Source organism: Deltaproteobacteria bacterium (assembly GCA_009692615.1).
In the GTDB taxonomy this organism is placed as follows: Bacteria; Desulfobacterota; Binatia; order UBA9968; family UBA9968; genus DP-20.
In genome coordinates, this window is the sequence record SHYW01000020.1 from 1 (window position 1) to 26386 (window position 26386).

28 protein-coding genes are annotated in these 26386 nt (G+C 57.4%); 13 read left to right on the forward strand and 15 right to left on the reverse strand.

Going from position 1 to position 26386, the window contains the following annotated elements:
- Positions 1 to 229 precede the first annotated feature (229 nt).
- The 3 genes from EXR70_06830 to EXR70_06840 are packed head-to-tail and all read left to right on the forward strand — an operon-like array spanning position 230 to position 3174.
- Positions 230 to 1195 (forward strand): tripartite tricarboxylate transporter substrate binding protein, encoded by a 966-nt coding sequence (locus tag EXR70_06830; GenBank protein MSP38188.1) that lies wholly within the window; start codon positions 230 to 232, stop codon positions 1193 to 1195.
- A 31-nt stretch (positions 1196 to 1226) separates the two neighbouring features.
- Positions 1227 to 1682 carry a tripartite tricarboxylate transporter TctB family protein gene (locus EXR70_06835; protein ID MSP38189.1) on the forward strand — a complete coding sequence of 152 codons (456 nt, stop codon included), beginning with the start codon at positions 1227 to 1229 and terminating at the stop codon, positions 1680 to 1682.
- 1 nt (position 1683) lies between these two features.
- Complete coding sequence (locus EXR70_06840; GenBank protein ID MSP38190.1) at positions 1684 to 3174, forward strand: tripartite tricarboxylate transporter permease; 1491 nt, start codon at positions 1684 to 1686, stop codon at positions 3172 to 3174.
- Between the two features lie 21 nt (positions 3175 to 3195).
- On the opposite strand, the gene EXR70_06845 is transcribed toward EXR70_06840, so the two are convergent.
- The 8 genes from EXR70_06845 to EXR70_06880 all read right to left on the reverse strand — a co-directional run bounded on the left by EXR70_06845 (position 3196) and on the right by EXR70_06880 (position 9450).
- Entirely contained in the window at positions 3196 to 4212 is a 1017-nt protein-coding gene (locus tag EXR70_06845) for an ABC transporter substrate-binding protein (GenBank protein MSP38191.1), read from the reverse strand.
- Complete coding sequence (locus EXR70_06850; GenBank protein MSP38192.1) at positions 4209 to 4646, reverse strand: hypothetical protein; 438 nt, start codon at positions 4644 to 4646, stop codon at positions 4209 to 4211. The genes EXR70_06845 and EXR70_06850 overlap by 4 nt, the downstream gene beginning before the upstream one ends.
- 6 nt (positions 4647 to 4652) lie before the next feature.
- A complete protein-coding gene (locus EXR70_06855; protein ID MSP38193.1) occupies positions 4653 to 5387 on the reverse strand; it encodes an MFS transporter in 735 nt (244 codons plus the stop codon).
- Between the two features lie 24 nt (positions 5388 to 5411).
- Positions 5412 to 6128 carry an extracellular solute-binding protein gene (locus tag EXR70_06860; GenBank protein ID MSP38194.1) on the reverse strand — a complete coding sequence of 239 codons (717 nt, stop codon included), beginning with the start codon at positions 6126 to 6128 and terminating at the stop codon, positions 5412 to 5414.
- A 27-nt stretch (positions 6129 to 6155) separates the two neighbouring features.
- On the reverse strand, positions 6156 to 6434 hold the full coding sequence (locus EXR70_06865) for a hypothetical protein (protein MSP38195.1): 279 nt from the start codon (positions 6432 to 6434) through the stop codon (positions 6156 to 6158).
- Positions 6435 to 6547: 113 nt separating this feature from the next.
- Positions 6548 to 7513: a hypothetical protein gene (locus EXR70_06870; GenBank protein ID MSP38196.1), complete on the reverse strand. Its 966-nt coding sequence runs from the start codon at positions 7511 to 7513 to the stop codon at positions 6548 to 6550.
- Positions 7514 to 7629: 116 nt separating this feature from the next.
- On the reverse strand, positions 7630 to 8718 hold the full coding sequence (locus EXR70_06875; GenBank protein ID MSP38197.1) for a hypothetical protein: 1089 nt from the start codon (positions 8716 to 8718) through the stop codon (positions 7630 to 7632).
- A gap of 231 nt (positions 8719 to 8949) precedes the next feature.
- On the reverse strand, positions 8950 to 9450 hold the full coding sequence (locus EXR70_06880; GenBank protein MSP38198.1) for an acyl-CoA thioesterase: 501 nt from the start codon (positions 9448 to 9450) through the stop codon (positions 8950 to 8952).
- A gap of 94 nt (positions 9451 to 9544) precedes the next feature.
- On the opposite strand from EXR70_06880, the gene EXR70_06885 reads away from it, so the two are divergent.
- From EXR70_06885 to EXR70_06925, 9 genes are all read left to right on the forward strand, one after another.
- A complete protein-coding gene (locus tag EXR70_06885; protein MSP38199.1) occupies positions 9545 to 10525 on the forward strand; it encodes an ABC transporter substrate-binding protein in 981 nt (326 codons plus the stop codon).
- 150 nt (positions 10526 to 10675) lie between these two features.
- Positions 10676 to 12496 (forward strand): ABC transporter ATP-binding protein, encoded by a 1821-nt coding sequence (locus EXR70_06890; GenBank protein ID MSP38200.1) that lies wholly within the window; start codon positions 10676 to 10678, stop codon positions 12494 to 12496.
- A gap of 79 nt (positions 12497 to 12575) precedes the next feature.
- Positions 12576 to 13421: an enoyl-CoA hydratase/isomerase family protein gene (locus tag EXR70_06895; GenBank protein MSP38201.1), complete on the forward strand. Its 846-nt coding sequence runs from the start codon at positions 12576 to 12578 to the stop codon at positions 13419 to 13421.
- 304 nt (positions 13422 to 13725) lie between these two features.
- Positions 13726 to 14619 carry an MBL fold metallo-hydrolase gene (locus tag EXR70_06900; protein MSP38202.1) on the forward strand — a complete coding sequence of 298 codons (894 nt, stop codon included), beginning with the start codon at positions 13726 to 13728 and terminating at the stop codon, positions 14617 to 14619.
- A gap of 145 nt (positions 14620 to 14764) precedes the next feature.
- The gene (locus tag EXR70_06905; GenBank protein MSP38203.1) at positions 14765 to 15241 is read left to right on the forward strand and encodes a cupin domain-containing protein; all 477 of its coding nucleotides are present in this window, start codon (positions 14765 to 14767) and stop codon (positions 15239 to 15241) included.
- Positions 15242 to 15274: 33 nt separating this feature from the next.
- Positions 15275 to 16276 carry an ABC transporter substrate-binding protein gene (locus EXR70_06910; protein ID MSP38204.1) on the forward strand — a complete coding sequence of 334 codons (1002 nt, stop codon included), beginning with the start codon at positions 15275 to 15277 and terminating at the stop codon, positions 16274 to 16276.
- Positions 16277 to 16293: 17 nt separating this feature from the next.
- Complete coding sequence (locus EXR70_06915) at positions 16294 to 17166, forward strand: dienelactone hydrolase family protein (GenBank protein MSP38205.1); 873 nt, start codon at positions 16294 to 16296, stop codon at positions 17164 to 17166.
- A gap of 63 nt (positions 17167 to 17229) precedes the next feature.
- Positions 17230 to 18156 (forward strand): dihydrodipicolinate synthase family protein, encoded by a 927-nt coding sequence (locus tag EXR70_06920; GenBank protein ID MSP38206.1) that lies wholly within the window; start codon positions 17230 to 17232, stop codon positions 18154 to 18156.
- Entirely contained in the window at positions 18153 to 19124 is a 972-nt protein-coding gene (locus EXR70_06925; protein MSP38207.1) for a hypothetical protein, read from the forward strand. The genes EXR70_06920 and EXR70_06925 overlap by 4 nt, the downstream gene beginning before the upstream one ends.
- A 152-nt stretch (positions 19125 to 19276) precedes the next feature.
- Here the strand turns inward: EXR70_06925 and EXR70_06930 are convergent, their stop codons facing one another.
- The 7 genes from EXR70_06930 to EXR70_06960 form a co-directional block, all read right to left on the reverse strand.
- Complete coding sequence (locus tag EXR70_06930) at positions 19277 to 20230, reverse strand: hypothetical protein (GenBank protein MSP38208.1); 954 nt, start codon at positions 20228 to 20230, stop codon at positions 19277 to 19279.
- Between the two features lie 80 nt (positions 20231 to 20310).
- Positions 20311 to 21285, reverse strand: coding sequence for an ABC transporter substrate-binding protein (locus EXR70_06935; GenBank protein ID MSP38209.1), 975 nt, complete (start codon positions 21283 to 21285; stop codon positions 20311 to 20313).
- Between the two features lie 19 nt (positions 21286 to 21304).
- Positions 21305 to 22318, reverse strand: a complete 1014-nt coding sequence (locus EXR70_06940) for a hypothetical protein (GenBank protein ID MSP38210.1) — start codon at positions 22316 to 22318, stop codon at positions 21305 to 21307.
- An 11-nt stretch (positions 22319 to 22329) separates the two neighbouring features.
- Entirely contained in the window at positions 22330 to 23340 is a 1011-nt protein-coding gene (locus tag EXR70_06945; protein MSP38211.1) for a hypothetical protein, read from the reverse strand.
- Positions 23341 to 23463: 123 nt separating this feature from the next.
- Positions 23464 to 24150 (reverse strand): iron-containing redox enzyme family protein, encoded by a 687-nt coding sequence (locus EXR70_06950; GenBank protein ID MSP38212.1) that lies wholly within the window; start codon positions 24148 to 24150, stop codon positions 23464 to 23466.
- 55 nt (positions 24151 to 24205) lie between these two features.
- Complete coding sequence (locus EXR70_06955) at positions 24206 to 24934, reverse strand: class II aldolase/adducin family protein (GenBank protein MSP38213.1); 729 nt, start codon at positions 24932 to 24934, stop codon at positions 24206 to 24208.
- A 42-nt stretch (positions 24935 to 24976) separates the two neighbouring features.
- Positions 24977 to 25750 carry a class II aldolase/adducin family protein gene (locus EXR70_06960; GenBank protein ID MSP38214.1) on the reverse strand — a complete coding sequence of 258 codons (774 nt, stop codon included), beginning with the start codon at positions 25748 to 25750 and terminating at the stop codon, positions 24977 to 24979.
- A gap of 66 nt (positions 25751 to 25816) precedes the next feature.
- Between EXR70_06960 and EXR70_06965 the strand changes: the two genes are divergently transcribed.
- The gene (locus EXR70_06965; GenBank protein ID MSP38215.1) at positions 25817 to 26386 is read left to right on the forward strand and encodes a DOMON-like domain-containing protein; all 570 of its coding nucleotides are present in this window, start codon (positions 25817 to 25819) and stop codon (positions 26384 to 26386) included.

A 26386-nucleotide genomic window follows, 5' to 3' on the forward strand; every position in this document is an offset into this window, starting at 1 on the left:
GTGCGGCCTCAACCACGGTGATCTCGCTGCGATATACTCGTTGAATTATGTCTAGTCGTTTCTCGTCTTTCATTGTCAGGGTTGTCATCCTTCCACCCTGACATAATTACGTTGCCGTTAACCCCTGACATAATCACTTTGCTACAACATAAATTGTGAAATAGATTGACACTGCGTGGGCGATTCTGTTAGCAGAGAGAGCGAATTGAACGCCAGCGCGAGGGGAAGCATGTTGAAGATTAATTCTCGAATTACACTCATCGCCGCCACTTGGCTCTTAACCGTCGCCTTGGCGCGCGGCGCCGAATATCCCACCAAGACGATTCAAATCATCAATCCGTTTCCGCCCGGCGCGGTGACCGATATCGTCGCGCGGCTGTTGGCGCCGAAGATGTCGGCGGCGCTCGGCCAGCAAGTGGTGATCGTCAACAAAGCCGGCGGCGGCGGCGCGGTGGGAATCCAAGCGGCGAAGGATGCCGCGCCCGACGGTTATACGATTTTGGTCACGCCGCCGCCCGTCGCGCTGATTCCGATCATCAATAAAAATTCCGGTTTTACCTTGAAAGACTTCGCGCCGCTGACCTTGGCGACCAGCAGCCCTAATACGACCGTGGTCAAAGCCGATGCGCCGTGGAAAAGTTTCGAAGAGTTTATCGCCGACGCCAAGAAAAATCCTGGGCAGTTTACCTATGGCTCGGCGGGTCCGGGCACGACGCCGCACTTCATCGGCGAGTTGGTGAAATTGAAAACCGGCGTCGACCTGACGCACGTGCCGCTCGGTTCGGAATCGGCGGCGGCCACGGCGGTGCTGGGCGGCCACGTCAACATCGCGTTTCTAACCATAGGCACGACGCGCAGTCATATCGAAGCGGCGACGATGCGCGCGCTGGCGGTGGCGTCCAATAAACGATTGAAAGATTTTCCTAATATTCCGACCACCGTCGAGAAGGGCCATCCGGAACTCAATCTCAAAGTCTGGGTGGGATTTTTCGCGCCGGCCAAAACCCCGCCGGCGGCGCAGAAGCGGCTGGTGGCGGCGATCAACGAAGCGTTGAAAGACGCCGAAGCGGCCGCCAACATCGAAAAAGCCCAAGCTCTGATCGAGAATCTCGGCGCCATCGATTTCGCCAAGTTTCTCGCGGAAGAAGAACGTAAGTGGTCCGAAGTGGCGCGAGTGGCGAAAATCACCCAGTGAAAATTGTCTTCGCGCCGCAAAGTTCGCCGCCATGAAACGCGTTAATCTCGCGGCCGCGATTGGCTTGCTGCTGTTGGCGGGATTCATTCTCTTCGAATCGCGCGTGCTCAGCTTCGGCACGTTCCGCGTGCCCCATACCGGCTTCTATCCGAAAATCATAATCGGGCTGTTGCTGCTGCTGTCGCTCTGCTGTTTAGCCCAATCTTTGCGCGACAAGACCATCGATCGGCCCACGGAGAAAATTCCCACCGAGGGTTGGATTCGTATCGGCGCGACACTGGCGACGCTTTTGGGTTTTGCTTTGGTTCTCGAATGGCTCGGCTTCTTGCTCAGCACATTTTTTCTCATGGTGCTGTTACTGCGCGCCATCGAAGCCCCAAAATGGTCGAAGGTGATTGTCGTTGCATCGGCGACGGCGGCGCTTTCCTACGGCTTGTTTGCATGGCTGCTCGGCGTGCCACTGCCCGTGGGAGTGTTGGGGATTTAGCGTGGACATTTTGCACAACATGGCGGTTGGCTTCGGCGTGGCGCTGACGCCGATGAATTTATTGTTCTGCTTCATCGGCTCGCTGGTGGGAACTCTAGTCGGCGTGCTGCCGGGCCTGGGACCGGTGGGCGCCGTCGCCTTTTTGCTCTCACTGACGTTCAAAATGGAACCGGCCAGCGCGATCATCATGCTCGCGGGCATTTACTACGGTGCCATGTACGGCGGCTCGACAACTTCAATCTTGGTCAACATCCCCGGCGAAACCGCGTCGGTGGTCACCTGTCTTGACGGCTACAAGATGGCGCGTCAGGGCCGGGCTGGCGCGGCCCTGGGCATCTCGGCCTTCGGCTCGTTCATCGCCGGTACCTTCGGCGTCGTCGGTTTGATGTTTTTAGCACCGCTGCTCGGCAGAGCGGCGCTGAGTTTCGGACCGGCGGAATATTTCGCATTGACGCTGGCGGGTTTGACGCTGGTTTCCTATCTGTCGCAAGGCTCGATGGTCAAGGCGCTGATCATGGCGGTGCTCGGCCTCCTCGCCGGCACCGTCGGCATGGACCCGATCTCCGGCGAAGAGCGCTTCACTTACGGCACGCTGACGCTGCGCGATGGTTTCGGCTTGGTGCCGGTGGCGATGGGACTGTTCGGCGTCGCGGAAATTTTAGAAAACTTGGTCGATGTTAGCACCCAATCGGTTTACCAGACCAAGATTCAAGGCTTGTTGCCCAACCGTAAAGACTGGCAAGACAGCGCCTGGCCCATCGCGCGGGGCTCGGTGCTGGGCTTTTTTCTCGGCATTCTTCCTGGACCCGGCCCGGTGATCGCTTCGTTCGTTTCCTACGCCATGGAGAAGCGCTTGTCGCGCTATCCGGAAAAATTTGGCACCGGCGTCATCGAAGGGGTCGCCGGTCCCGAGGCGGCGAATAATTCCGCCACCGCGGGCTCGTTCATTCCTTTACTTTCGTTGGGCATTCCCACCAGCGCGATCATGGCGCTGTTCATGGGCGCACTGATGATCCACGGCATTCAACCTGGGCCGTTGTTTATCGCTAAATACCCGGAACTTTTCTGGGGCTTCATCGCCAGCATGTACGTCGGCAACGTCATGCTGCTGGTTCTAAATCTGCCGCTGATCGGCATCTGGGTGAAGCTGTTGAAAACGCCCTACGTGATTTTGTTTCCGTTGATTTTGCTGTTCTGCTTAATCGGTGTTTACAGTTTGAATGCCAACGTCGCCGAGATCATCATCATGCTGGTCTTTGGCGTGTTGGGCTTTGGCCTGCGCCGCGTCGGTTTCGAAGGCGCGCCGTTCATCCTCGCCATGGTGCTCGGGCCGATCATGGAAACTTCGTTGCGCCAGTCGCTGTTGATTTCCCGCGGAAGCTTTATGATCTTTCTCAACCGGCCGATTTGCGCAGTGTTGATTGTTCTCACCGCGGCGTTTTTGATTTGGCCGATGGTGGGAAGGAAAAAAGGCGCGAGGCTTGAGGCTTGAGGCGCGAGTTGAGATCGGAAATTATTTGCCGTATTGCCGATTCATCTCTTCGAAGAAGCCGGTGCTTTCCAATTCGTTGACGTAGCGCGTTTCGATGAAGCCCTCCGGGTTGGTGCCGGCGACTTGTGGGCTGTTGCGCGATAACAAGTAGAGCATCGACTTCGCCACGCTCGCCGTCGGCGTCGGTTTATACATCAGTCTTTCTTTGTACAAGTTGTAGATCGTGGTCAAGACTTCTTGGTCTTGGGTGGCAACGTATTTTTTCAGGACGCTGAAGGCGACGTCCGGTTTGGCTTTGAACAGATAGAGACCTTCGATCCACGCTTTCAAGAATCGCAATGTGATGTCGATGTTTTTCGAAACGTAGGATCGGCGCACGAGAATGCCAGAGCCGGCGATTTCGATGGGCAGTTTGGAGTAGTCGATCAAGGTACGATAGCCCAACTTGTTTGCTGTGAGCGTCTGGATGCCGGCGATGATCGCGCCGTGAATTCTGCCGGTCTGTAAGCCGTTGAGTCTGGCGGCGAGATCGCCCACCGAGATGATCGTGAGTTCTTTTTCCGCGATGCCGTTCAAGCGCAGTCCTTCGCGCAAAAGAATGTCGGTCAGCGATCCCACCGTACTCATGCCCAAAACTTTGCCGCGCAGTTGTTCGACGTTGGTAATACTTTTCTGCACGACGAGCGAATGCTCTAGCTGGTTCATCGGCGAAGCGATTAGCGCGGTGTCGGCGCCGCGTTGAAACGCTTCCAGCGCGGGCATGCCGGAGTGGTTGACGAACTGGACGCTGCCGCCGATCAGCGACATGATGCTGCGCGGGCCGCCGGAGATGTAGACGAGGTTTATGTCGAGGCCGTGCTTTTCGAAAAGCTTGGCTTCCTTGGCGATCCAGGTTTGCGCCATGGAGCCGGAGATGGCGCCGTAGCTGGCGCCGTAGCTGGCGTTGATTTTCTCCGCTGCGTCGGCCGATGCGCCGCCGTTCGATCCCGCGAATAGCAACAAAGCGGCGAGCCAACGATTTGCAATAATTCTTGTCATCGCGATCTCTCCAAATTTGCCGGTTGGATGCGGAAGCGGCGGACCATGGGGAATGCGGCGGCGACCAGGCCGGATTCGAATTGGCCCAACTGCGGTCCGTTGCTGGTGAAGATGCTGTTGATCGACGACATGCGGCCGCGCAGTTCGTCCGGCGTGCTCATTTGGTTGATCGTCGAGCGCAGGATCGAACTGATGGTGTCGCCGGCGCCGGTCAGTGTCAGCATTAGAATCGATAACCAGAAGATTTTGGACTGGGCGAAGAGCGCCGTCGAGGCGCCATAGATCGCGATGCCGATGATGATCCAGCGGCCGGCGCGCCGCACCGGTCCGAGCACGGTCATGCCGACGGCGACGAGCAACGAGCCGATGGCGCGCGACGCATAAAGCAAGCCCAAGCCTTTCGGTCCGACGAACAATATGTCGCGGGCGAAAATCGGAAACTAGCCGCGCGCGTTGCCGAAGAAAGTCGCGCTGAAATCCAACAGCATAAGCGGGAAGATGACGCCGTGGGAGCGGACGAAGCGAAAGCCTTCGTGTAGCGATGCGATCGAAACCGATTTCCAGCCGCCGCCTTCGGGGATTTTCGTGCGGAGAATCCGTAACGCGGTTAGCATGGCGATCCACGAACAAGCATCGACGGCGTAGCACGCGGCGGGACCTGAAAAGGCGAGCAGCACGCCGGCGAGAGAAGGTCCGGCGATGATCGGCACGTAACGTTGGGTGCCTTGCAACGCTAGCGCTTGAGCTAGGTGTTCGCGCGGCACCAGGTTGGGAATCATCGATTGGCGCGACGGTTGTTCGAGCGAAGTGAAGATCGCCAGCAACATGGTCGCGGCGTAAAGCATGTGCGCCGAGACCTGGCCGAAATAGCTGAGCAGCGCCAGCGTCGTCGAGATGCAGAACAGGCCGCTCTGCGTGCACATCATCAACTTGCGCCGATCCATGGCGTCGGCGAGCAAGCCGCCGACCAGCAGCAATAGTATTTGCGGCAGCGCCCGTGCCAGGCCGAGCAGGCCGATCTGCAAGGGCGAGTCGGTCAGCTCGTAGATCTGCCAGGCCATCGCCACCGTGGTGAATTGCGTGCCCATGCTCGACAAAAACGAACCGGTCCAGAAAACGCTGAAGTCACGATGGCGAAAGGGTATGAGATAGTTTCGTTCGGATGTGGCAGTCATTCAATTGGCGCGCGTGTGGTGCGCTCACTTGGCAAAAAAGATTTCCCGGAAATCGGCCATCAGCTTTTTGAATTCCTCTTCAGTGGCGCTCTCCATGAAGACGACGTTAGCGCTGACCTTCTGGGCGTCGTTGATAGCGGGATAGATTCCCGGTGAGAGCACGAACTCGCCGGTTTCGGCGAAAGCTTTTTGACCTTCGGGAGAACAGGCGTAGTCGATGAACAGGCGTGCCGCGTTGTTATGGGCGGCTTTGGTGCCGAGACTCAAATAGCTCGGGTCGGTGAGATATTTGTCGATGGGCGCGTAGGCCACCGGCCCTTTGAACTGGGTGACGGTGTTGATCAGCGCGATGCCGACGTGGGCTTCACCTTTGACGATGGTGTTGGTCACCGGGGTTAGCGATTCGACCAAGCGCGGTTGTTGCTTGGCCAATGCCTTGGCATAGTCGAGCCATTTGTCTTTCTTGAATTGTTTGATGTTCCAGAGAAACTGCGCCGTGGTGGTGTGGCTCGCCGGGTCGGGCATGGCGAGCTTGCCTTGCCATTTGGGATTCAACAAATCATCCAATGATTTCGGCGCCTCGTTGGCTTTGACCAGCTCCGTGTTGTAGATGATGCCAATCGGCAACATGCGCCAGGGTGTCATGATGCCGTCTTTTTCTTTGAACTTGGCGGAAAATTTCTCCGCCGACGGCGGAATATTTTTTGCGAACAGGCCGGCCTTCTTCATGATCAACTGCACGCCGCGGCTCGCTTCGATGACATCGAATCATGGCCGCTCGGCGCGCCATTCATTGAGCGCGCGATCCGCCACGCCGGTGGCCGAGGCGCGCCAGTACTCGACCTTGATGTCGTACTTCTTTTCGAACCCTTTCATGATCACGTCCATCGCCTGGGGCGTCGCGGTGCCGTAAACCACGACGCTGGCTTCTTTCTTCGCCGCCTCGACGTTGACCGGTTGCGCGTGCGCGCTAGAAGGCGCCGGAGTCAAACACTGAACAAGGAATAAAAGTAGAACGGCCGCGTGGCGCTTGACGATCGGTCTCATGAATATTTCCTCGCGAGATGAACTAGACGAATAGGCTCGTCCGTTCATATCGTACGGTCGGTGCAAAGTCTATTCGCTGACGGGCGGCGTTCGCGCGATGTGATTGACCGCGATTACTTCTTGTTCTCGGCCAAGACTTCTTTCAACAAGCTGTAATCCAACACTTGCGTCAGCGGCACGGCGGTTTTGAGTTTGTTTTGCTCGCGGACGAATTCGATATCGGCGCGCACCGCTTCCTCGGCGGTGGTGCCGTCTATGGAATAGTTTTTGACGATCTCGCGCAGCGATGCCTCGGCGGTTTTTTTGTCGAGCTGAAAATCTTCCATGATGTACGCAATGATCTTGTCTTGATTGGCCGGATCGCGCGCGAAGTCTATACCGCGCAGCGCCGCGCGGATGGTCCGTTTGACCTGCGCCGGATTGTTTTTGATGCGCGCGTCGGAGGTGCCCAGGCCGGACAACACCGTGCGCAAGAAATCGGCGGCGTTGCCGAGGCTACGGTAGCCAAGTTCATCGGCTTTCAAGTTAAACGGTATCGAGAGCATCGCCGCCGCCGCCGAACCGGCTTGCAAAGCGGCGAGGGCGTTGGCGGTGCTGCCGGCGCTGATAAACGTCAAATCCTGCTCGCCGTTCATGCCGGCGGCTTTGGCCATGGCGCGGGCGCCCAACGCATCGGTGGCGGCGAGCGCGGTTACCGCGACGGCTTTGTCTTTGAGATCTTGAATGCGTTTGGTTTCGGGCTTGACCATCATGAAGAAGATCGGTTTGTCGAGAGCGAACATCAGCGCTTTCACCGGCAAACCGGCGGCGCCGCCGCGCAGCACGGTGCCGGCGGCGGCGATGTATTCCATCTCGCCGGTAACGACGGCAGTCAGCTGCACGTCCGCTTTGCCGACCGGAAAGCTTGCTTCGAGTCCCTCGCTTTTGAACAGGCCGAATTTTTCCGCCAAATAGAAATTCAAGAACGTCAGACTCTTCGACGGCATGGCGATGCGAATCGGTTCGGCGACAGCGGCAGCGCCGAGCAATTGGTAGAGTGAAAAGACGAGGGCTGCTGTGAACACGCGCTTATATTGCATGGTAAATTCCTTTTCGGATTTTCTCCCACAAAGGCGCCAATGTGCCAATGAATGTGGAAAGGGCGCAGCATGCTGCGCCCCTACACCGCGCCTTTGCCGGAGATATTCCCATCTCTTCAGACTTGGCTCTCAAGTATTTCCAAACCGTCCAGTCGATCGATCAAGTAGAGCAGGCCGTTTTTGTCGCGATAAACGTCGTTGCTCTTCACCGTCTTCTGCCCGCGCCCTGGATTGGGCACGTAGTAGCCTATTTCTTGCAGGCTGTAGGGATTGCTGATATCGACCACGCGCAAACCGCCGCTGAACCAGGTGACGAACATTTTGTTGTCGTAGATTTGCTCGGCAGGTTGGTGCGCGCCGTACTGATTTCCCGGCGCGATGTCCCACGCGCCGGCGGGATTGAACGTCGATACCGACACCGGCTGTTTCTCGTCGGTGATATCGACCATCCACATGAACGCCGGCGGCGTCGGCGCGCGCTTGCCGGCTTCCTCATCGCATACCACCATCATGTCGCGCCCCATGAGCTTCCATGGGATCGGCAGCGTGGTGTGAATCGGCGAAGGGTAGGGCGGCGACCAGTTGAGGCCGCTGATAAATTTCGGTTTGCTCATGTCGGCGATATCGAGAATCACGAAGCCGCCGTGCCAGTAACTGACGTAGAGCCGGTCGCCGTAGCGGATCGGATGATGGCACTGATGCGCGGTGCCTTCCCAGTTGGGCTTCTCGCCGCCGGCGAGCCATTGTCCGGGCATCCACCAGCGGCCGACTTCTTGCGGTTTGGTGGGATCCTTGAGGTCGAGAATAATTGGGATGCGGCCGATGTAATCCTCGACGTGAACGGAAAGATAAGCGTAGCGGCCGTCGAAGGTGAAACGATGGACACCGCCGTTGGTCTCATAGAAAGCGATCTCGCGCGGCTGGTCGCGCTTCGAGATGTCGTAAATTTTCAATCCGGTAGGAGGCCGTTCCTTGCCGCGATATCTTTCTAAATTTACCAGCATGACATCGCCGCTGACGCGCACTTTGTGCGAATGGATGCCTTCGGGAATCTTGATCTCGGCGACGATCTTCGGATGTTTGGGATCTTTGACGTCGAGAATCGTCGTGCCATGGGGCGGGTCCATATGGCCGACGTAGGCGTAGCCGTTCTCGACGACCACTTGGCCGCCGCCGGCGAGATCGGTGCGGCCGACGAGCTTCATGTTCTTGCTGATGCCGAATTGCGGCGCGCTTGCTTCACTCATGATGGTTCTCCTGTTCGATCCGAGTAAGCACTTCTACCAAGCCCGAGGCGAAGCGGTCAATCGGAAGTCGACAGCAAAAAAACATGCAGTCAGCGTCGCGCGCAGGGGTGGCAAGCAATCGCGGATCAAAATCCCAAATCCAATGCTCTACAGATAGCCGGCGGACCGAAATAGTTTTCATCTATCGCCTTAGACTCTGGCTGAGTCATCAAACTTGATAGTCGTCGCGCCGCTGGCGTCGGAGAGGCTGGCGATTATTTCCGCGGGAATCGCTTGCGCTTTGATTGCTCCGGGCCGATCGGGATGAGGCGCAGCCCACACTCGTTTTTCGAAACCGTCGACGGCCAATTCGCTCGCCTTGAGTATGCGGTGACGCACGGTGAAGCTGCTGCGTCCCCACTCGCCGACTTCGCTTTCGACGACGACTTCATCATCGAAGCGGCATGGCATGATGAAGCGCGCGCCGACATCGACTATCGGCAGGCCGACGATGGCGTATTTATTTCTCATCGGTAACGGCTTTAAGCCGGTGCGCTCGAACAGCCAACCGGTGCTGGTGTCGAAGATGATCAGATATTGTGGATAGAACACGATCCCCGCGGGATCGCATTGTCCCCACTCGATGCGCAGTGTGCGACGGTTGGTTAGCAAGGCTAAATTCCTTTCTTCGAAGACGGTTGTTCGACTAATCTATAAAATCTCATCTTTGTCAATTTCACCGCGTCTATCGTCGCGGGCGTTGTGAATTGACAGGTTGGGCAGCGGATGTTAGCAAGACACATCCATGTCGCACCGCTGTGCAGCAATTCTCCTCGGAGTTTTACTCTTATTTAACTCGCGGACAGCCACTGAGGCGCAAGTTATGCGGGTCGGTTATCCGTCGCTCGCCACCGGCTTCGCCGCGTCTTGGGTGACCGCGGACAAAGGGATTTGGAAGAAACATGGCCTGGATGTCGAATTGATCTTTTTGCGCGGCGGTTCGCGCACGGTGTCGGCGTTGATCGCCGGCAGCGTCGACTTTATTCTCGGCTCCGACCTCGGCATTGTCACGGCAAACTTGCAGAATGCCAATCTCGTTCGTGTCGGTGTGACCACCAACACGCTGGGATATTCCATCGTCGTGCAGCCGAGCATCAAAACCATTCGCGAGCTCAAGGGCAGGATCATTGGCATCACGCCGGGACGCGACGCCGCCTACGCGCGGGTGGTGAAACTGCTGCGCGACAACGGCATGGACTCGAACAAGGACGTGACGTTTCTCTCGGTGGGCGACGGCGGGCCGGCGGCGCGGGTGGCGGCGTTGTCGAGCGGCGTGATTCACGCGTCGATGTTCACGCCGCCGTCGGATATGATCGCCGAGAAGGCGGGATTGAAAATTCTCGCGAAATTGGAAGTCGCCAATGTCAGCGGCGGTATTAATACCACGCCGCAGTTCATTCAGAAAAATCGTTCCCAAGCGTTGCGCTTTTTGCGCGGCTACATGGAAGGGATTCAATATTTGAAAAGCCACAGGGACGAAAGCTTGAAGATATTCGCCAAATACGTGCGCAACCCGGACCTCGCCATCATGGCGTATCTCTACGAAGAGATTTCCACGCGGGCGGAAAAAGAATTGCGGCCGCAGTCCGAAGCGGTGCGCGCGCTGATCGATCTCGCCGCGCTGGATTTCTCACAAGCGAAACGTTTAAGTGAGAAAGACAACACGGATCTGAGCTTGATCGACGAGATTCTGCGCTCCGGATTCATCGACTTGCTCTATAGGTGAAATAGTCGAGTGCACTGGCAATAGAATTATCACCAGGAAGGACATGGTTCGACTACGCTTACCACAGGCTACGAGCACGAAGTTCGGAGTTTAAATTGTCCGAACCCTTCGTGTCATTCGTGTTCTTCGTGGTGAATAGGTATTTTCCAAATGGCTTCGTTATTACAAAAGTGGCAAAAGTTTCGCCACACATTCACCCATACGCCCGCGGCGCTGCGCTTGGTTTGGCAGACCAACCATTGGGCGACTCTTGGTTTGGGTGGGCTCACCATCGCCGGCGCTTTGTTGCCAGCGAGCCAAGCGTGGGTCGGCAAGTTGATTGTCGACGGCGTTGTGGCTTCGATACAAAAGGGTGCCGATCCGGAGCGTACGCATACGGTATTTCTCTATCTCGTTTTCGAACTGATTCTTTTCCTGCTCAGTTCGGCGTTCAATCAAGGGCGGCGGTTGATCCAACAGCTGGTGCAACTCCAGCTTACCAATCGGATTCGCGGCGAGATCATCCGCAAGGCGCTGACCCTGGATCTGTCGTTCTTCGAACATCCAGAATTTTACGACCGCTTGCAGAACGCGCGGCGCGAAGGCGGCTACAAGCCGACCGAGCTGATCAACGACACTTTTCAAATCGTTCAGAACAGCATCACGATGATTTCCTTCGCCGTGTTGCTGCTGCGCTTCAGCCCGTGGCTGGTGGTGATTCTTTTGGCCACCAGCATCCCGGCGTTCATCGCCGAGACGCGCTTTTCCGAGCAGGGCTTTCGCCTGCTGACCCGGCGCGCGCCGGAAAGCCGGCAAATCAATTATCTCTCCCGGCTGTTGACCGAAGACGGCGCGGTGAAAGAGATCAAGCTGTTCAATCTCGGCGCGACTTTGCTGGCGCGCTACATGACGTTGTTCGACAAATTTTTCCAGGAAGACAAAGCGCTGGCGCGCCAGCGGGCGGCGGCCGGCTTCGGTTTGGGTTTGATCACCACCGCCGGCTTCTACGGGTCCTACGCTTGGATCGTCATGCACACAGTGCAAGGCAAAATTTCCCTCGGCGACATGACGCTCTACTTAGCGATTTTTCGCCAAGGCCAGGGAACTTTTCAGTCGATCCTCTCGGCCATCGGCAACATTTACGAGAATAATCTGTTCATGGCCAACTTCTTCGACTTCCTCGGTTTGCAGCCGCAGTTGGCTCTCACCGCCGGCGAACGAAAACTACCTCTGACGCTCATCGGCGGTATTGAATTTCGCGGTGTCGGCTTTCGCTATCCGGAAAACGGCGAGTGGGCGCTGCGCGGTATTAATTTAACGATTCGTCCCGGAGAAAAGATCGCCCTGGTGGGCCACAACGGCGCCGGTAAAACGACGTTGATCAAGCTCTTAAGCCGGCTCTACGATCCGACTGAAGGCAGCATCTTGATCGACGGCATCGATATTCGCGAGCTTCAACCTAGCGAATTGCAAAAACGCATCGGTGTGATCTTCCAAGACTTCGTGCGCTATCACTTGCCGGTGCACGAGAACATCGGCTTCGGTCAGATCGAAGCGGTGGGCGACATGGAGCGGATTAAAGAGGCGTCGCGCAAAAGCGGCGCCGATGCGGTGATCGATAACTTGCCCGAAGGTTACGACACGATGCTCGGCCGCTGGTTTCGCAACGGCCACGAATTGTCCCTGGGCGAATGGCAAAAGATCGCCCTGGCGCGCGCCTTCATGCGCGATGCGGAGATTCTAGTTCTAGACGAACCCACCGCATCCCTCGACGCCGCGACTGAATACGAAATCTTCCGCCACTTCCAAGAACTGACCGAAGGCAAGATGGCGATTCTCATCTCGCACCGCTTCTCCACCGTGCGCATGGCCGACCGCATTGTCGTCATCGAAGCCGGGCAAGTCGCTGAGCTGGGCACGCATGAAGAACTCATGCGACTGGAAGGAACCTACGCGCGGCTATTTGCCATGCAGGCGGAGGGGTATCGATGAGTGAATGTGAAATCAGCAATCTTTCAAAGTGAACCCCGCCGCGCTCTTCGTGCATTCGTCGTGAAACTCTCTTTTCTCAATGGTTGACCGAAACCAACGGCAAGTGTTATTCGGCTTAAAGTACGACGAACTGAGAAAGGAATTAGCGATGATCAAAGAAGGCAAGTTTACGATCTTGGAAACCCGCGGCGCGGTGGCGAAGGTGACGATCAATCGGCCGGAAAAGAGAAATGCGCTGAGCCGCGATGCGATTCGCGAGATTCTCGTCGTGTTCGAAGAGCTGCGCAATGACGATGACATCGCCGTGGTGTTGACCACTGGCGCCGGCGATGTGGCTTATTGCGCGGGGCGCGATCTGTCGGAGTTTCCCACCGAAGGCGGACAGAATCGCGGCAAGGATCGGCGCAAAGAGCCGCGCGCTTATCACGTCGCCGAAGTGATTCGGACATTTCCTAAAGTTACGATTGCGGTAGTGAACGGCTTTTGTCTCGGTGGCGGCATTACGTTGTTATTGCCGCATGATCTGGCGATCGCGTCGGATAAAGCGATGTTCGGTCTGCCCGAGATCAAGCGCGGATTCTTGCCCTATCCGATCATCGCAACCATGTTCAAGACTTTAATTCCGACCAAGTTAGCTTTCGAGCTAATTCTCACTGGTGAAAATTGGGACGCGGTGAAATCAATGAATGCCGGTCTGATCAACCGAGTCGTGCCACACGCCAAGCTGCAAGACGAAGCCTGGAAGTGGGGCGAGGAGATCGGTAAATTCGACAAGGTGACGTTGAAATACTGCAAAATGGCCGCGCACTCGTCGATGGAAGCCGCCAGCGTGCCGATGGCCGCGGAGATCGCCTGGTTGATGCAGGAAGAACATGCGCTGGTTAATCCGCGCGCCTATGCGGGGACGAAGGAGTTTCATAAATAAATAGGCATGAGGCTTGAGGCGCGAGTGGCAACGCGCTTCGCGCGCGGATCAGACTTCAAGAGGTCAAGGTAGCTGGTTCGAAGAATGGGTCGCAATGAACGCAAATAAACCTGATCGAATCCGCCGTAGGGGAGGTCTGTCGGTGTTTCGTGGACCGCGCAACGTTGATAAGTCGGGGCCGCCGGTGGATATTGCGGCAGCTTTGGATTTTTGATTGGCAGAAAGGTTAGCGGTTTACCGATAAAGCTGACAGGCAATTTTGCACGATGGCCAAAAAGTTTCGTCGGCTGAAAGAGGTACAGCGATGATTAGATTTGCAATCATTAGTTTGCTCGGCCTTTTCTCCATTCCACCTAGCGCGTTGGCTCAAAGCTGTGCTGGGAGTCCGGTAGCAGTCCAGATCCTCGGTTCTGGTGGACCCGCGATCAACCGCGAGCGCGCGTCAACCAGTTATCTCCTCTGGATCGGCGCTCAGGCGAGAGTTCTTGTCGACATCGGCGGCGGGGCGTTCTTGCGCTTCGGCCAGTCCCAGGCAAAGCTCAGCGATCTGTCGCTGGTCGCGATCAGCCATCTGCATCCCGATCACGTCTCCGATCTTTCCGCCATCTTGTGGACGAGCCAGAATATTCGCAAGGATACGTTGCCGATCGTTGGTCCTTCCGGCAACGATGATGTGCCGGCCTTTCCGACATTCCTCAGCCGCCTCTTCGATCAGAAAATTGGCGCCTTTCAAGTGCTCGGTGGCACGCTGGGCGGCACGGGAGGCGGCGTTCGTCTCGATGTCGGTGTCGTCGATGTGACGAAAGCGGAACCGTCGACCGTGTTCAACCAGCAGGGAGTGACCGTGACCGCGTTGGGAATACCGCACGGCCTCATCCCGACCCTGGCTTACCGCGTGCAAACGCGCGATGTGTCGATCGTATTCAGCTCCGATCAGGTCGGAACCAATCCAAGGTTCATCGAGTTTGCGCGGGGAGCGAATGTCTTGATCATGCATCTCAACACTGTCGCAAATGATAATCCTATTCACGCTTCACCCGCGGTCGTTGGTCGCATCGCCCGAGACGCTGGCGTCGGGCGACTGATTGTCAGTCACATCGGTCAGTTCGATCTTGATGCTGCCATCGCTGAACTGAAGAAGTTCTACACGGGACCTCTGACCGTCGGCGCCGATCTGCAATGCACGCAGGTGCAGTGAATCGGTGCCCTGTATGGCTTCATGCACACTCCGCCTCAGCGGCAGGCGATCAATAGCAAATCTGGATCGAGGCCAAAAATTTCGCGGCGCAGGCGCCGATCCGCATGACAGTATTGTTGCCGAGTTCTAACCAAGGAGAATGACAATGCCGCTTCAACTACGACGAGTGGTCACCGGACATGATTCAGACGGGCGGGCCGTCGTCAAGATCGACGAAGTCTCCCAAAATCGTGTCTCAGGCCGGCCGGGATGGTCGGCCTGTGTGGTCTGGACCACAGAATCTTTTCCTGTCAACAACACAGGCGACGCCGACGAGGGACTCAGACAGGTCGGCACGACTTTGAACAACGGCACGGTCTTTCGCGTAGTCGAGTTCGGTCCAGGGGTCGCGCCGCGCAACCACCGGACGGATTCCATCGACTATGCCGTCGTGATGGCCGGCGAGATTGACATGGAACTCGATGACTCGATTGTTCATCTGAAGGCAGGCGACGTGTTGGTGCAACGTGGCACGATCCACAACTGGATCAATCGCGGCACTGAGCCCTGCGTGATAGCATTCGTGCTGATCGACGCCAAACCGGTCGAAGTTGGCGGCAAGATCATGAATGCAGTAGGTTAGTTCCGCGGCCGCGACGGTTTAAGTCCAATCAAGATGATCCAAATCAAGATCATAGTATGGTGGTTCATCACATTCATGATCGTGCTTCCGAGCACCGAAGGATTTGCCGCGGTCGCCAAGACCCAGCTCCGTGTCGCCTACAGTTCGATCTCCGGTTCCGCGGTGATTCCTTGGATCGCCGTCGATAAGGGGATTTTCGCCAAGTACGAACTCGACGTCGAGTTGATTTACGTCGCCGGTTCGCCGGCGATGCAGTCATTGCTCGGCGGGACGACGCAGCTTGGGATTCAGGGGATCGAGCCGGTGATGCGGGTCAATGCGCAGGGCAGCGATACGGTGATGATCGTTGGTTTAGTCACCAAGCCGCCGTTCTCGATCATCGTCCGGCCGGAGATTCGCGAACCCAAGGATCTTAGGGGAAGGGCGATGGGTATCACGCGTTTCGGTTCGGTTACTGATGCGCTGTTGCGCTTGGCTCTGGATAAATGGGGGCTGCGGCCGGAAACCGATGTGCCGATTATTCAAATGGGTGGCGTGCCGCCGATTCTTTCCGGCATGCAGAGCAAGAAGATTTTCGGCGGGCCGATCTCGTTGCCGACTCTCGCGGTGGCCAAGCAGGAAGGCTTTCGCGAATTAGTCGATCTGGCAGAAATCATTCCCGACTATCAATCCGCCGGCGTGGTGACGCGCAAATTTTTTCTCCGGCAGAATCCGGAGATCGCGCGCAACTTTGTGCGCGCCATGGGCGAGGCGATCGCGGTATTCAAGAACGATTTGCCGTTTTCCAAGAAGGTCATCAAAGAGCGGTTGAAGATCGACGATCCACTGGTGCAGGAAGAAACCCAAAGAACGTATCTCAACTACGTTCCGCGGGTGCCCTATCCGAATCGGGCCGGTATCGCGCTGATCAAAGCCTTCCTGGAGAAAAGCGAGCCGCAGCTGCGGCCACTGTCAGTGGACGATCAAATCGACGGCTCGATCCTGCGCGGCCTGGAGCAGAACGGATTTTTCAATAGCTTGTATTCGACGAAGTAAGCGGGACAATAACGATCATGCAATGGGCTTTTAGGGTTGCGGTGTTGAGCTGTGTGTTGTTCGCGGGCTGCGTCGCAGCGACCTCTAATTCAATGCTGCCGACCAATGCGCCCAATGGCGCGTTGGAGCAGATTCCCTTTACCCTGCTGAAACCGGATGGCGCTGGGCCGTTCCCGGCTGTCGCGATCATGCATGATTGCAGCGGGCTCGGGCCGCGTTCGAGCGGTGCGCCATTGCGGTGGGCTCGAGAGTTGGTGGAGGATGGTTACGTCATCGTCATACCGGATAGCTTCTCGACACGCGGCCACCCCGGCGGTGTTTGTACTGACGCATCGCCGAGCCGAAACTCCGTTGCCCCAAGGCGTCGCGCCTTCGATGCCTATGCGGCGTTGGCTTATTTGCGGACTCAATCCTATGTCGATGGCTCGCGCGTCGGCATCATGGGTGGGTCCCATGGCGGTTCGACGACATTGTCGACGATCACCGCTCCGGAACGACCCAAGGATCCACTTGCCCAAGAGAAGCGCCGGGGGTTCAGTGCGGCGGTGGCGCTCTACCCTGGTTGCGCGCCCTACAGCGGCGGCTACCAAGCGACGGCGCCGTTGATGATCTTAATCGGCGAGAATGACGATTGGACCCCGGCGGAACCCTGCCGCAATTTGACGCAGATCGCCCAACGAGTCGGGTTGCCCGTGTCGATCAAAGTTTATCCGGGAGCGCATCATGCCTTCGACAGCAATTTCCCCGCGCGCTACGATCCGGCCCGGATCAACGCCAATGCACCGACCGGTCGCGGCGCGACCACCGGCGGCGATCCCAAGGCTTGGGATGATGCCGTGAGCGAGGTAAAGTCGTTTTTCGCGCGCTACCTGAAGGCCGCGGCAAAATAGCTGGCTGGCTTGTATCCGCAGTTGTAATCAGCACATTAAACAAAATTTCTCCGCGAGGTTGCCATGACTCTAAAACTATCCGGGATTCTTTCCGCCAACGTGACGCCGTTCAAAGACAATTACGATCTCGATGAAGCGGGCTTGCGCAAGTTGATTCGCTTCCAAGCCGCGCCCGCGGGTATCAACGCGATCGTGTGCAACGCCGGCGCGGGCGAGGGCGCGACGTTGACCCGGCAAGAGCGGGTGCGCTGCGTTGAAATTATTCGCGAAGAGATTCGCGCCGACCAGCATGTCGTCGCCGGCGTCGAAGCGTTGTCGACGAGGGAAGCGATTCAACAAACCCAGGAGGCCAAGGCGGCCGGTGCGGCGGCGATCATGCTCACGCCGCCTCATGTTTACGACTGGGATTCGCGTATTAATCCGGAATTTGCCGTGCAATATTTTCACGACGTTGCCAAGGCCGTGGAAATTCCAATTACCATTTTTCACTATCCGGCGGCGGTGACTTCCGGCTACACACCGGACACCGCGGTGCGCATCGCCAGGGAAGTCGAATCGGTCGCCGCGGTCAAAGTCGCCAGCGGTGCTAACATCCGCCGCTACGAGCAGGTACTGCGCGGCATGCGCGCGCTGCCGCGCCATGTCTCGGTGCTGGCCACTTCGTCGTTGTTTCAGCACTTCGTCACCGGCGCCGACGGCGCGCTTACCGGTTTCGCCAATTTCGCGCCGCAGTTTTGCTGCGATCTTTTCAAAGCCGTGCAGGACGGCAATCTCGAAGACGCGCGCCGGCTGCATCAGATCAATTGGGATCTCGAAGCGGCGGTCTACAAAGCGCCCAACGTTTATAAACACAGCCGCTATAAAGTCGCCGCCTACTTCGCCGGCTTGCTCGACAACATGGTGGTGCGCGCGCCGCAGATCCCGGTGCCCGAGGGCGAAGTGAAGCTGGTCCATGACGCCATGCAGAAGTTGGCCATGCTCAAGAGATGATTTTTCGATGGCCATGTCTGCTCGCCGCGTGGCTCCTGTTCTTAGCTTCGAATGACACTGTCGCTCAGGAGCGGCGCAAGATTCGCATCTCCAACGCGCCGCTCAGTTATTCCGCGCTGCCGTTGGTGGCGGCGCGGGAATGGAAACTGTTTCAAGAGCAGGGTTTGGATGTCGAAGTGATTCTCATGCGCTCGTCGGCTGCCGTGGCGGCGCTGGCTTCCGGCGATCTCGATTATCAATCGGGCATCGGTCCGGCGAGCATCAGCGCGACTTTGAGCGGGCTGGATTCGCGCGCGCTTTGGTCCTCGACCAATCGCATCACCTATTGGCTCATGGCCAAGCCGGAATTCAAAAGCGTCAACGATCTACGGCGCAAAAAAATCGGCGTCTCGGGTTTGGGCGGCACCAGCCATGTCGCTTTAGCTTTGGCTCTCGAGAAGCGCGGTATCGGGCCGAAAGATTACACCGCGGTGTCGGTGCCGGGCGGCAATCTCGTGCAGTCGTTGGATTCCGGTTTCGTCGATGCCGCGGCGCTCAATCCGCCGACCATGTTTCACGCCCAGCGGCGCGGCTTTCTCCGCGTGCTCAATATCGGTTCGCTGGTGGAGATGGCGTCCGGCGGTCTGACCGCGATGACGCGGACGATGCGCTCGCGTCCCGACGAAGTGAAGCGCATCATCCGCGCGCTGCAAATCGGCAAGCGCATGATGTTGGCATCGCGTGGGCGCACGTTGGCGTTGATCATCGGCGTTTTGAAGATGGACAAAGACTCGGCGGCGGATACGTTCAAGGTCGTCGAGGCGAGCTTCAACGACACCGGCATTCCGACGCCCGAAGGCATCGCTAACATCATCAAAGCGATCAAAGCCGAGGGTCGCTTCACCGAGCGAAATATTTCATTCGACGAAGTCGCCGACCCAAGATTCGCCGTCGAGGTCGCCAAGGAGCTGGGCTATAAGCTGCCGTGAATCGGCTGCGGATTGATTAACCGCAAAGAACGCAAAAGACGCAAAGTTAATCCGGGAAAGAGATTAACCGCAAAAGGCGCAAAAAACATTCCGGGTAAGGGCGAATGACATTCGCCCTGGGGTGAGGTGGCGGCTGGAGTTTGGTTCGGCGCTCAGCTTCCCACCGGCGCGAACAGTTCGCTCAGCGCCGGGCGATTCGGAATATATCCCTGTTCGTTGGCGTACTGGACAAACTTTTCCAACACGACTTGGTTCTCCGGCGTTAAGCCGTGTGCCCAAGGATTTTTGCCGAACAATTCTTCCTCGTCTTCCAAGATGAGCACCGCCGAGGGAAACGCCGAGCGCTTGGCATACTCGTAGGATTTGCGGCACAGCGCTTCGGCTTCGCTGAAAGCGTTCATCAAGCTCGAAACCAGCCAAGGCTGCTCGTCGAATAGTTTTTGCCGCACCACGAGAGTGTGGGTGATGGGGAAAATTTTTGTTTTGCGAAAGTAGTCGTTGACCGTGGCGCGGGCGTCTTTGAAGAGGCGGCGGATGCGCGGGTCTTGGTTGCGAAAGGACGGCACGATGTTGGGCGGGATTAGGGCGTCGAGTTCGCCGCGCAGGAGCATCGCTTCGGTGGACTGATTGGCCATCGTGATGCTGACGTTCGCCGGCGCTTGAAAGCCGGCATCCTCCGACTCGGGCTCGGAGGTGAACCATTGGCAATCTTCGGGATGCACGCCGTAAAATTCTTGGAGAATGCCGCGCGCCCACAGACCGACGGTGAGGCGGTATTGATCCATGCCGATTCTTTTGCCTTTCAAATCCTCGGGCCGCTCGATGCCGGCCGCCGACGAGCAGAAAATATAGGGGTGGATTTGCATGCGCAGCGGAAAGATTGGCAAGGCGATGACCGGTTCGCGCTTGGCGCGGGCCATGACGTACCACGACAGCGACATCTCGGCGATGTCGTATTCTTCGTAAACCGGGCGCATGCAGGCCTCGCCGGGAATCGCTTGCGCGGTGGTAAACTTGATGCCTTCGGCGCTGACTTGGCCGGAGAGGATCGGCTGGGTGCGGTGATAGTCGGCGAGTAGAAGGCTGAGTTCCAGGTCTTGAGCCATGGTTTATTCCCCCGTCATGATTGTTTGGCGTCTATAGCGTTTCAACCCAAAACTCCAGACCCTAGACGCTAGACTTGCCTTCATCGGCTCTGCCCCAGCGCTTTGTTGAGAAACTGCCGGGTGAAAAATTTGTCCGCGCCGCCGAGTTTTTTCGCTTCTGCTTCGATGCGCGTGGCGGCGATCAGCGCGTCGATATCGTCTTTCGCGATGGCGAGCGAATAAACCGCGGCGAACTGATTGATCACTTGGCGTACGATGGCAGGTTCGCCGAACTTGTTTCGCTTAATCACGGCGTCGGCGACTTTCTCGCGATTGCCGGCGAGAAAATCCAAGCCGCGCTTGATGGCTCGCAGCATCGCTACCACGCCTTCCGGATCGTTGTCGGTTTTCTGCTTGCTCGAGACGATCACCACAAAGGGAAACCCCGGCATGACGCTGCCGATGTCGAAGAGGACTGGAAATCCCTTCTTTTCGAGGTCCAATTTTTCCAGGAAGGAAAACGGCGAAGCCTGGATCTTGCCGGTTTCCAGCGCTTGGGCGCGCGCCGGACTGTTGCCGACGCCGTAGAGGATTTTGTAATCCCGGTCGCGCACCAGACCTTTTTTGGCTAAGCCCTCGACGGCGGCGAACTCGGCGATGCCGCCCGGACCGGTGACGCCGACGACTTTGCCTTTCAAGTCGGCGGCGCTGTTCATGCCTCTGGCGCCGAGCAGAGTGTAATCCATGTAAGGCTGAAGGCCGCTGATAATGGTCATCGGCGCGTTCTGCGCGATGGCGCGCACCGCCGCGACGCCGGCGACCAGCGTGTAGTCGACGGCGCCGCCGACTAGCGCGGCCATGGCGGTCGGTCCGCCGCGGATCAGTACCACCTTGATGTCGAGTCCTTCGGCGGCGAAAAAGCCAAAGTCTTGAGCGATCATGAGCGGTAGCGTGCCGTTTAGCGTCGGCGTGTTGGCGGCGAAGTTGACGGTTTTCAACGCCGCCGCGGCATTGACGCTGGAGAACCCATGCAAGGTGCTGAAAATTAGTAGAAGAACCCGCAGAGCTTTTTTCATGGATGATCCGCTGATTGGCTCACAAATCCCGGGTGCTCTCGGCGAACAGTTCTTCGATCTGGGGCTTTTTCGTGATCAGTCCCTGCTCGAAGGAAAACTCGATGAGGGTTTCCAGCAGCTTGCGATTGGCCTTGACGCCGTAGGGAAAGGGATCGCTGCCGAACATTTCTTGGGTCTTGATAATATATTCCTTGCCGAAGAACAGCGCTGAAGGAATACTGTCGGCCAACTTGGCGTTGAAATGTTCCTTGGCTTTTACGAAGCCGCTATACAAGTTGAACGCCACCCAAGGATATTTGCGATGGATATCGCCGCGAATGGTGTAGGCGTGGTTGACCGGCAGAAACCCCCACTTGGCGAAAAATCTTTTGCCTTCGGCCATGCGGTCGGGAAAGAGCATTTTAATTTTGCTCCAGTCGCCGTCGGCGCCGGTGATTTTATGCGAGCGGCCGAGCTGCGTAGGACTATGCTTGACTGGGCTGTTGATCGCCGCGACGTCGAGTTCTCGATTCACCAACATCGACGCCAAGCTTTTATCCGGCGGCACTCGATTGAACGAAATGCCCTTGGGCGGCGTGAAGCCGGTAACGCCGCCATGGCTCATCTCTTCAGTCCGTTCCATGTACCAGTGGACTTTGTACTGCGACACGCCGAAGTCATGGTCGAGGATGCCGCGCTGCCAGAGCGCCGCAGTCTGCTGATACTCGCTCACGCCGATGCGTTTGCCGACGATGTCCACCGGCTTCTCGATGGCCGAGTCGACGTGATAGGAAAGCTCGGTGTGAAACAGCCGGCGGCTGGGAAACACCGGCAGGGCGATCATGTCGAGGCCGCGCTCGCGGGCGATCAAATAAGACGACATCGACATCTCACCGATGGGAAACTCCATGTCACGCAGTTGGCGCAGGAAGGTCTCGGAGGGATGCGAATAGGTCGGCACGATCTTGATCGCTTCGGCCTGAACGATGCCGCGCATGAGCGGCTCGACGCGCTCGTTGAAGTTGGAAATAAATCCCAATTGAAGCTTTGCCATGGCGCTTTCCTCTAGGTGTCGAGCAGGCTTTCGGCGAACAGTTCTTCGACCTTCATCCGGCGTGGCGTCAAACCTTGCTCGTGGGAATAACCGGTGATGGTGTCGAGCATGGCGCGATTGGTTTTGATGCCGAAAGGGAACGGATCGGCACCGATGAGTTCGCGGGTCTGGGCGAGATACTCCTGGCCGAAGATCAGCGCGCTGGGAATCTGTTCCACCAACTTCGCCTGGGCGGCCGCTTTGGCGCGGATGAAGCCGTCGTATAGTTTTTCGGCGAGCCAGGGATATTTGCTGTGGATGTCGCCGCGGATGATGTAGGCGTGATTGACCGGCAGAAAGCCATGCTTTCGATAGAAGCGCGCGCCTTCGGCCATGCGGTCAGGAAACAAAGGTTTGATTTTGCTCCAGTCACCCTTGCCGGTGATGCGGCTGGAACGATCCAAGGCGTTGGCTTGCAGCACCCATGGGCTCGACACATGGGCGACGTCCAACTCGTTGGCCTGGAGCGTCGAGGCCAGGCTTTTGCTCTTTTCGATGCGGCTAAACGATATTCCCGCCGGCGGTTTGAAACCGGTGGCGCCGCCATGGCTCATCTCTTCGCTGCGTTCCATGTACCAGTGAATTTTGTATTGCGAGACGCCGAAATCATGTTCGAGGATACCGCGGATCCATAACGCCGCGGTCTGCTGATATTCCGCCACGCCAAGCCGCTTACCGGCGAGATCTTCCGGTTTCGTGATCCCCGAGTCGACGTGATAGGAAAGCTCGGTTTGAAACAGCCGGCGGCTGGGAAACGCCGGCAGGGCGATCATGTCGGCGCCCTGGGAGCGGGCGATCAAGAACGACGACATCGACATCTCCGCCACTTCGAACTCGCCAAATTTTAATTGCCGCCAAAAAGTTTCGGCCGGATGAGAGTAAGTGGGAATCAATACCACGCCCTCGACCTCGATGGTGCCGTTCATCAGCGGCTCGACGCGTTCGTTGAAGGCGGAGATGAATCCTAAAGTCAGCTGTTCCATTGATTTTGCATTGCGGCGTGCGGCAAATAGGGCGACCAGCCGGTCGCCCCTACATTTCCGAATTCTTTTTTTTGCGCTTTTTGCGCACTTTGCGGTTAAACAATCCGATTCCGAATCGTTGCTCTATTTGTCGTAGCCGTCGATGGACCAGATGTCGTAGAGTAGTTCCATGCGGCGAAAAGTCGCTTTGTAAGTTTGCTCTTGCAGCGCCGGCGAGTGGAGATATTTCACCGCGATCTCTTCGGCCAGGCTGCTGTGATCTTCGTCGGCTTCCGCATGGACGGTGAAGAAACGCACGTCGTCGGGATTCATCTTGTAGTTTTTCAGCAAACCGTTGCCGATCGCTGCCGCCGCCGGCCCGAAGGTTCCCTCGGCGCCGATCTGAATCGACATGACGACGAACCAAGGCAAGGTGTGGATGATCAATTCGACATAATATAGATGCGCCGCGGTGGACGGACGCAGCTCGGCGCTCTCCAACTGTTTCTGGGTGAGGCCGATGGAATTGGCGAAGCGAATCGCCAGCTCGTTATGGCCGGCGGTGCCGGTGTCCATGCCGCGGGTTTCTTCTTCGACCACGCCCCAAAGTTTTTGCGCGATCTCCGGATCGGTGCATGCCAAGTAGCGTAGCATACAGATGCGCGGCACAACGGCGCGAAACTGATAGTCCTGAATCGCCCAGGCGCGAATCTGATCCATCGTCGCGGTGCCGTTGCAGACGGCTTTCAAGAACGGATGTTCGATGCGGATTTTTGGAAAGGCTTGGATGTCTTTCTTGAGCTGAGCGACGAATTCTTTGGATGTGGCCATTGCGTGATTCCTCCTAGTTTCGGTTTTTATTTACAGGAGTGTTGGATGAGGTCCATTACTCCAATGTACTTTTGTTTCTATTCAACCGGCCGACGAAATATTCCCAACCGCGCAGGGGAAAACGTTGGTCGGCGTTGTACACTTCAAGTTCTTCGGCGCTCAAATATTTCGGTTGACCGTGGAGCAGCGCCAAGTGATTCCACTCGCCCAACATCGCCAGCCTAGTCGTGCGTTCGATCATCTGCTCGATGCTTTCGCCGACCACGGCGTCGCCGTGGGCGCGCATCAGCACCGCCGGGCCGTTACCCAACGCGTCGGCCAATTCGTTGCCGCGTTCGATGGTGCGCACCAAACCGACGCCTTGATAAACCGGCGGTCCGTCAGCGGAGAGAAACTTGCCATAATGATGCAGCGGCTTGAGCTTGATCGGTAAGACGCTGAAGATCGTGCTCCATTTGGAATGGGTATGCGCGACGCTGACGATTTCCGGCCGAGCTTTGAGAATGCAGGCGTGGATCGGCCACTCGTTGGGCGGAGTGGTCGCGCCGTCGAGATGGTTGCCGGCGAAATCCTGCATGATCAAGCGCTCGCGCGTCACCGCGCCGGGACTGATATTGGCGATGGTGATAAACGCGTCGGCGTCCGGCACGCGCACGCAGACGTGGCCGTATCCGTCGGTCACGCCTTCGTGATCGAGAATGTGACAGGCGGTGATGAGCTTGTCCGTCAGTTCTCTTAGTTCCGCTGAATCGATCGTTGGAATGTCTTTGCGGGCGGCGGCCATGAATACTCCTGAGCGCGAATCTATGCGTCGCTAACCAGCCTGTCAAACGCGCCGAGCGCCGAGCCGGCTCAAGAAATATTCCCACGGCCGTGCTGGAAAAGATCGGTCGCCGGCGAAGGTCGCGAGTTCCTCTTCGGTCAAGTAATCCGGCCCACCGTGCACCGCCGCGAGATGCGCCAGCTCGCCGAGAAACGCCAGCTGTACCGTGCGCAAGATCGCTTGCTCGACGCTGGTGCCGACCACGGCGTCGCCGTGGGCGCGCAGCAAGACCGCCGCGCCGTCTTTCAAAGCGCCGGCTAGCGCATCGCCGCGCTCGACCGAAGTGATCAGGCCGGCGTTGGGATAAATCGGCGCGCCGTTCACCGGCAGAAAGCGGCCATACATATGCGCCGGCCGCAGACCTTTTTTGAGCACGCTGAAGAGCGCGCTCCATTTCGAATGGGTGTGGCAAACGCTGTTGACGTCGGCGCGCGCTTTCATGATGCAGGCGTGAATAGGCCATTCGTAGGGCGCCGGTTGCGCGCCGCCCAAGTAGTTGCCGTCGAAGTCCAACAAGATGAGTTTGTCGAGGGCCGCACAGCCGGGACTGACTTGGGCAATCGTGATCAGCGCGTCATGGCCCGGCACGCGCGCGCTGACATGGCCGAAACCGTCGGTGATGCCTTGCTCATCGAGGATCAAGCAAGCGTTGACGACTTTGGCTTTGAGCTCTTTGAGTTCGGCCGAATCTAACGAGAGGCCTTGGTATGGATGTTTTGCCATGGAGTTCCTTAGGAATCGACAAGGTGGTTCCATTGGTTCTAGTCGTGCCGCCATGGGCTGTCAAGAAGATCGGCATGGGAGTTCATGTTTGCTGGCAATTGAGGCATAATTCGCAGTTAAGTGAAGCGCGAAGAAGAAACTGTTTGTCGTCTACAGCCGTATCAAGCGCCGGGTGATGGCATCATGGAGGTCTCGGTTCGGCTGCGGCGGACCGCGAGCGGACTTGATCTTCAATATTTCCTGTCGGGTGACATCGAGAAACTTGTCATTCCACCCTTGGGTCAACCACAACGAAGCGACCTTTTATGGCAACACACCTGCTTTGAAACTTTTCTGCGGTGTGGAGAAGCGCCCGCCTACTACGAATTTAATTTCGCACCATCGCGCCAGTGGGCAGTCTACGCATTTCGCGGTTATCGTGAGCGCGCTCTGCTCGATGACGAGCGCTGGTCGCCAATTCTTTCGGTTCAATCCGGTGGTACAGCGATTGAGGTTTTTGTAACGATCCCGCTGGATCCTTTGCCGATGTTGAAGGAAGCAGCAAAGCTGGGCATCGGCTTGTCAGCGGTGATAGAGTCCAGGGACGGCAAATTTTCCTATTGGGCATTGAAGCACCCCGCGGACAAGCCGGATTTTCATCATGCCGATTCCTTCGCTTTAGAACTCGTACTTCCTGAACAGAGCGCTTAA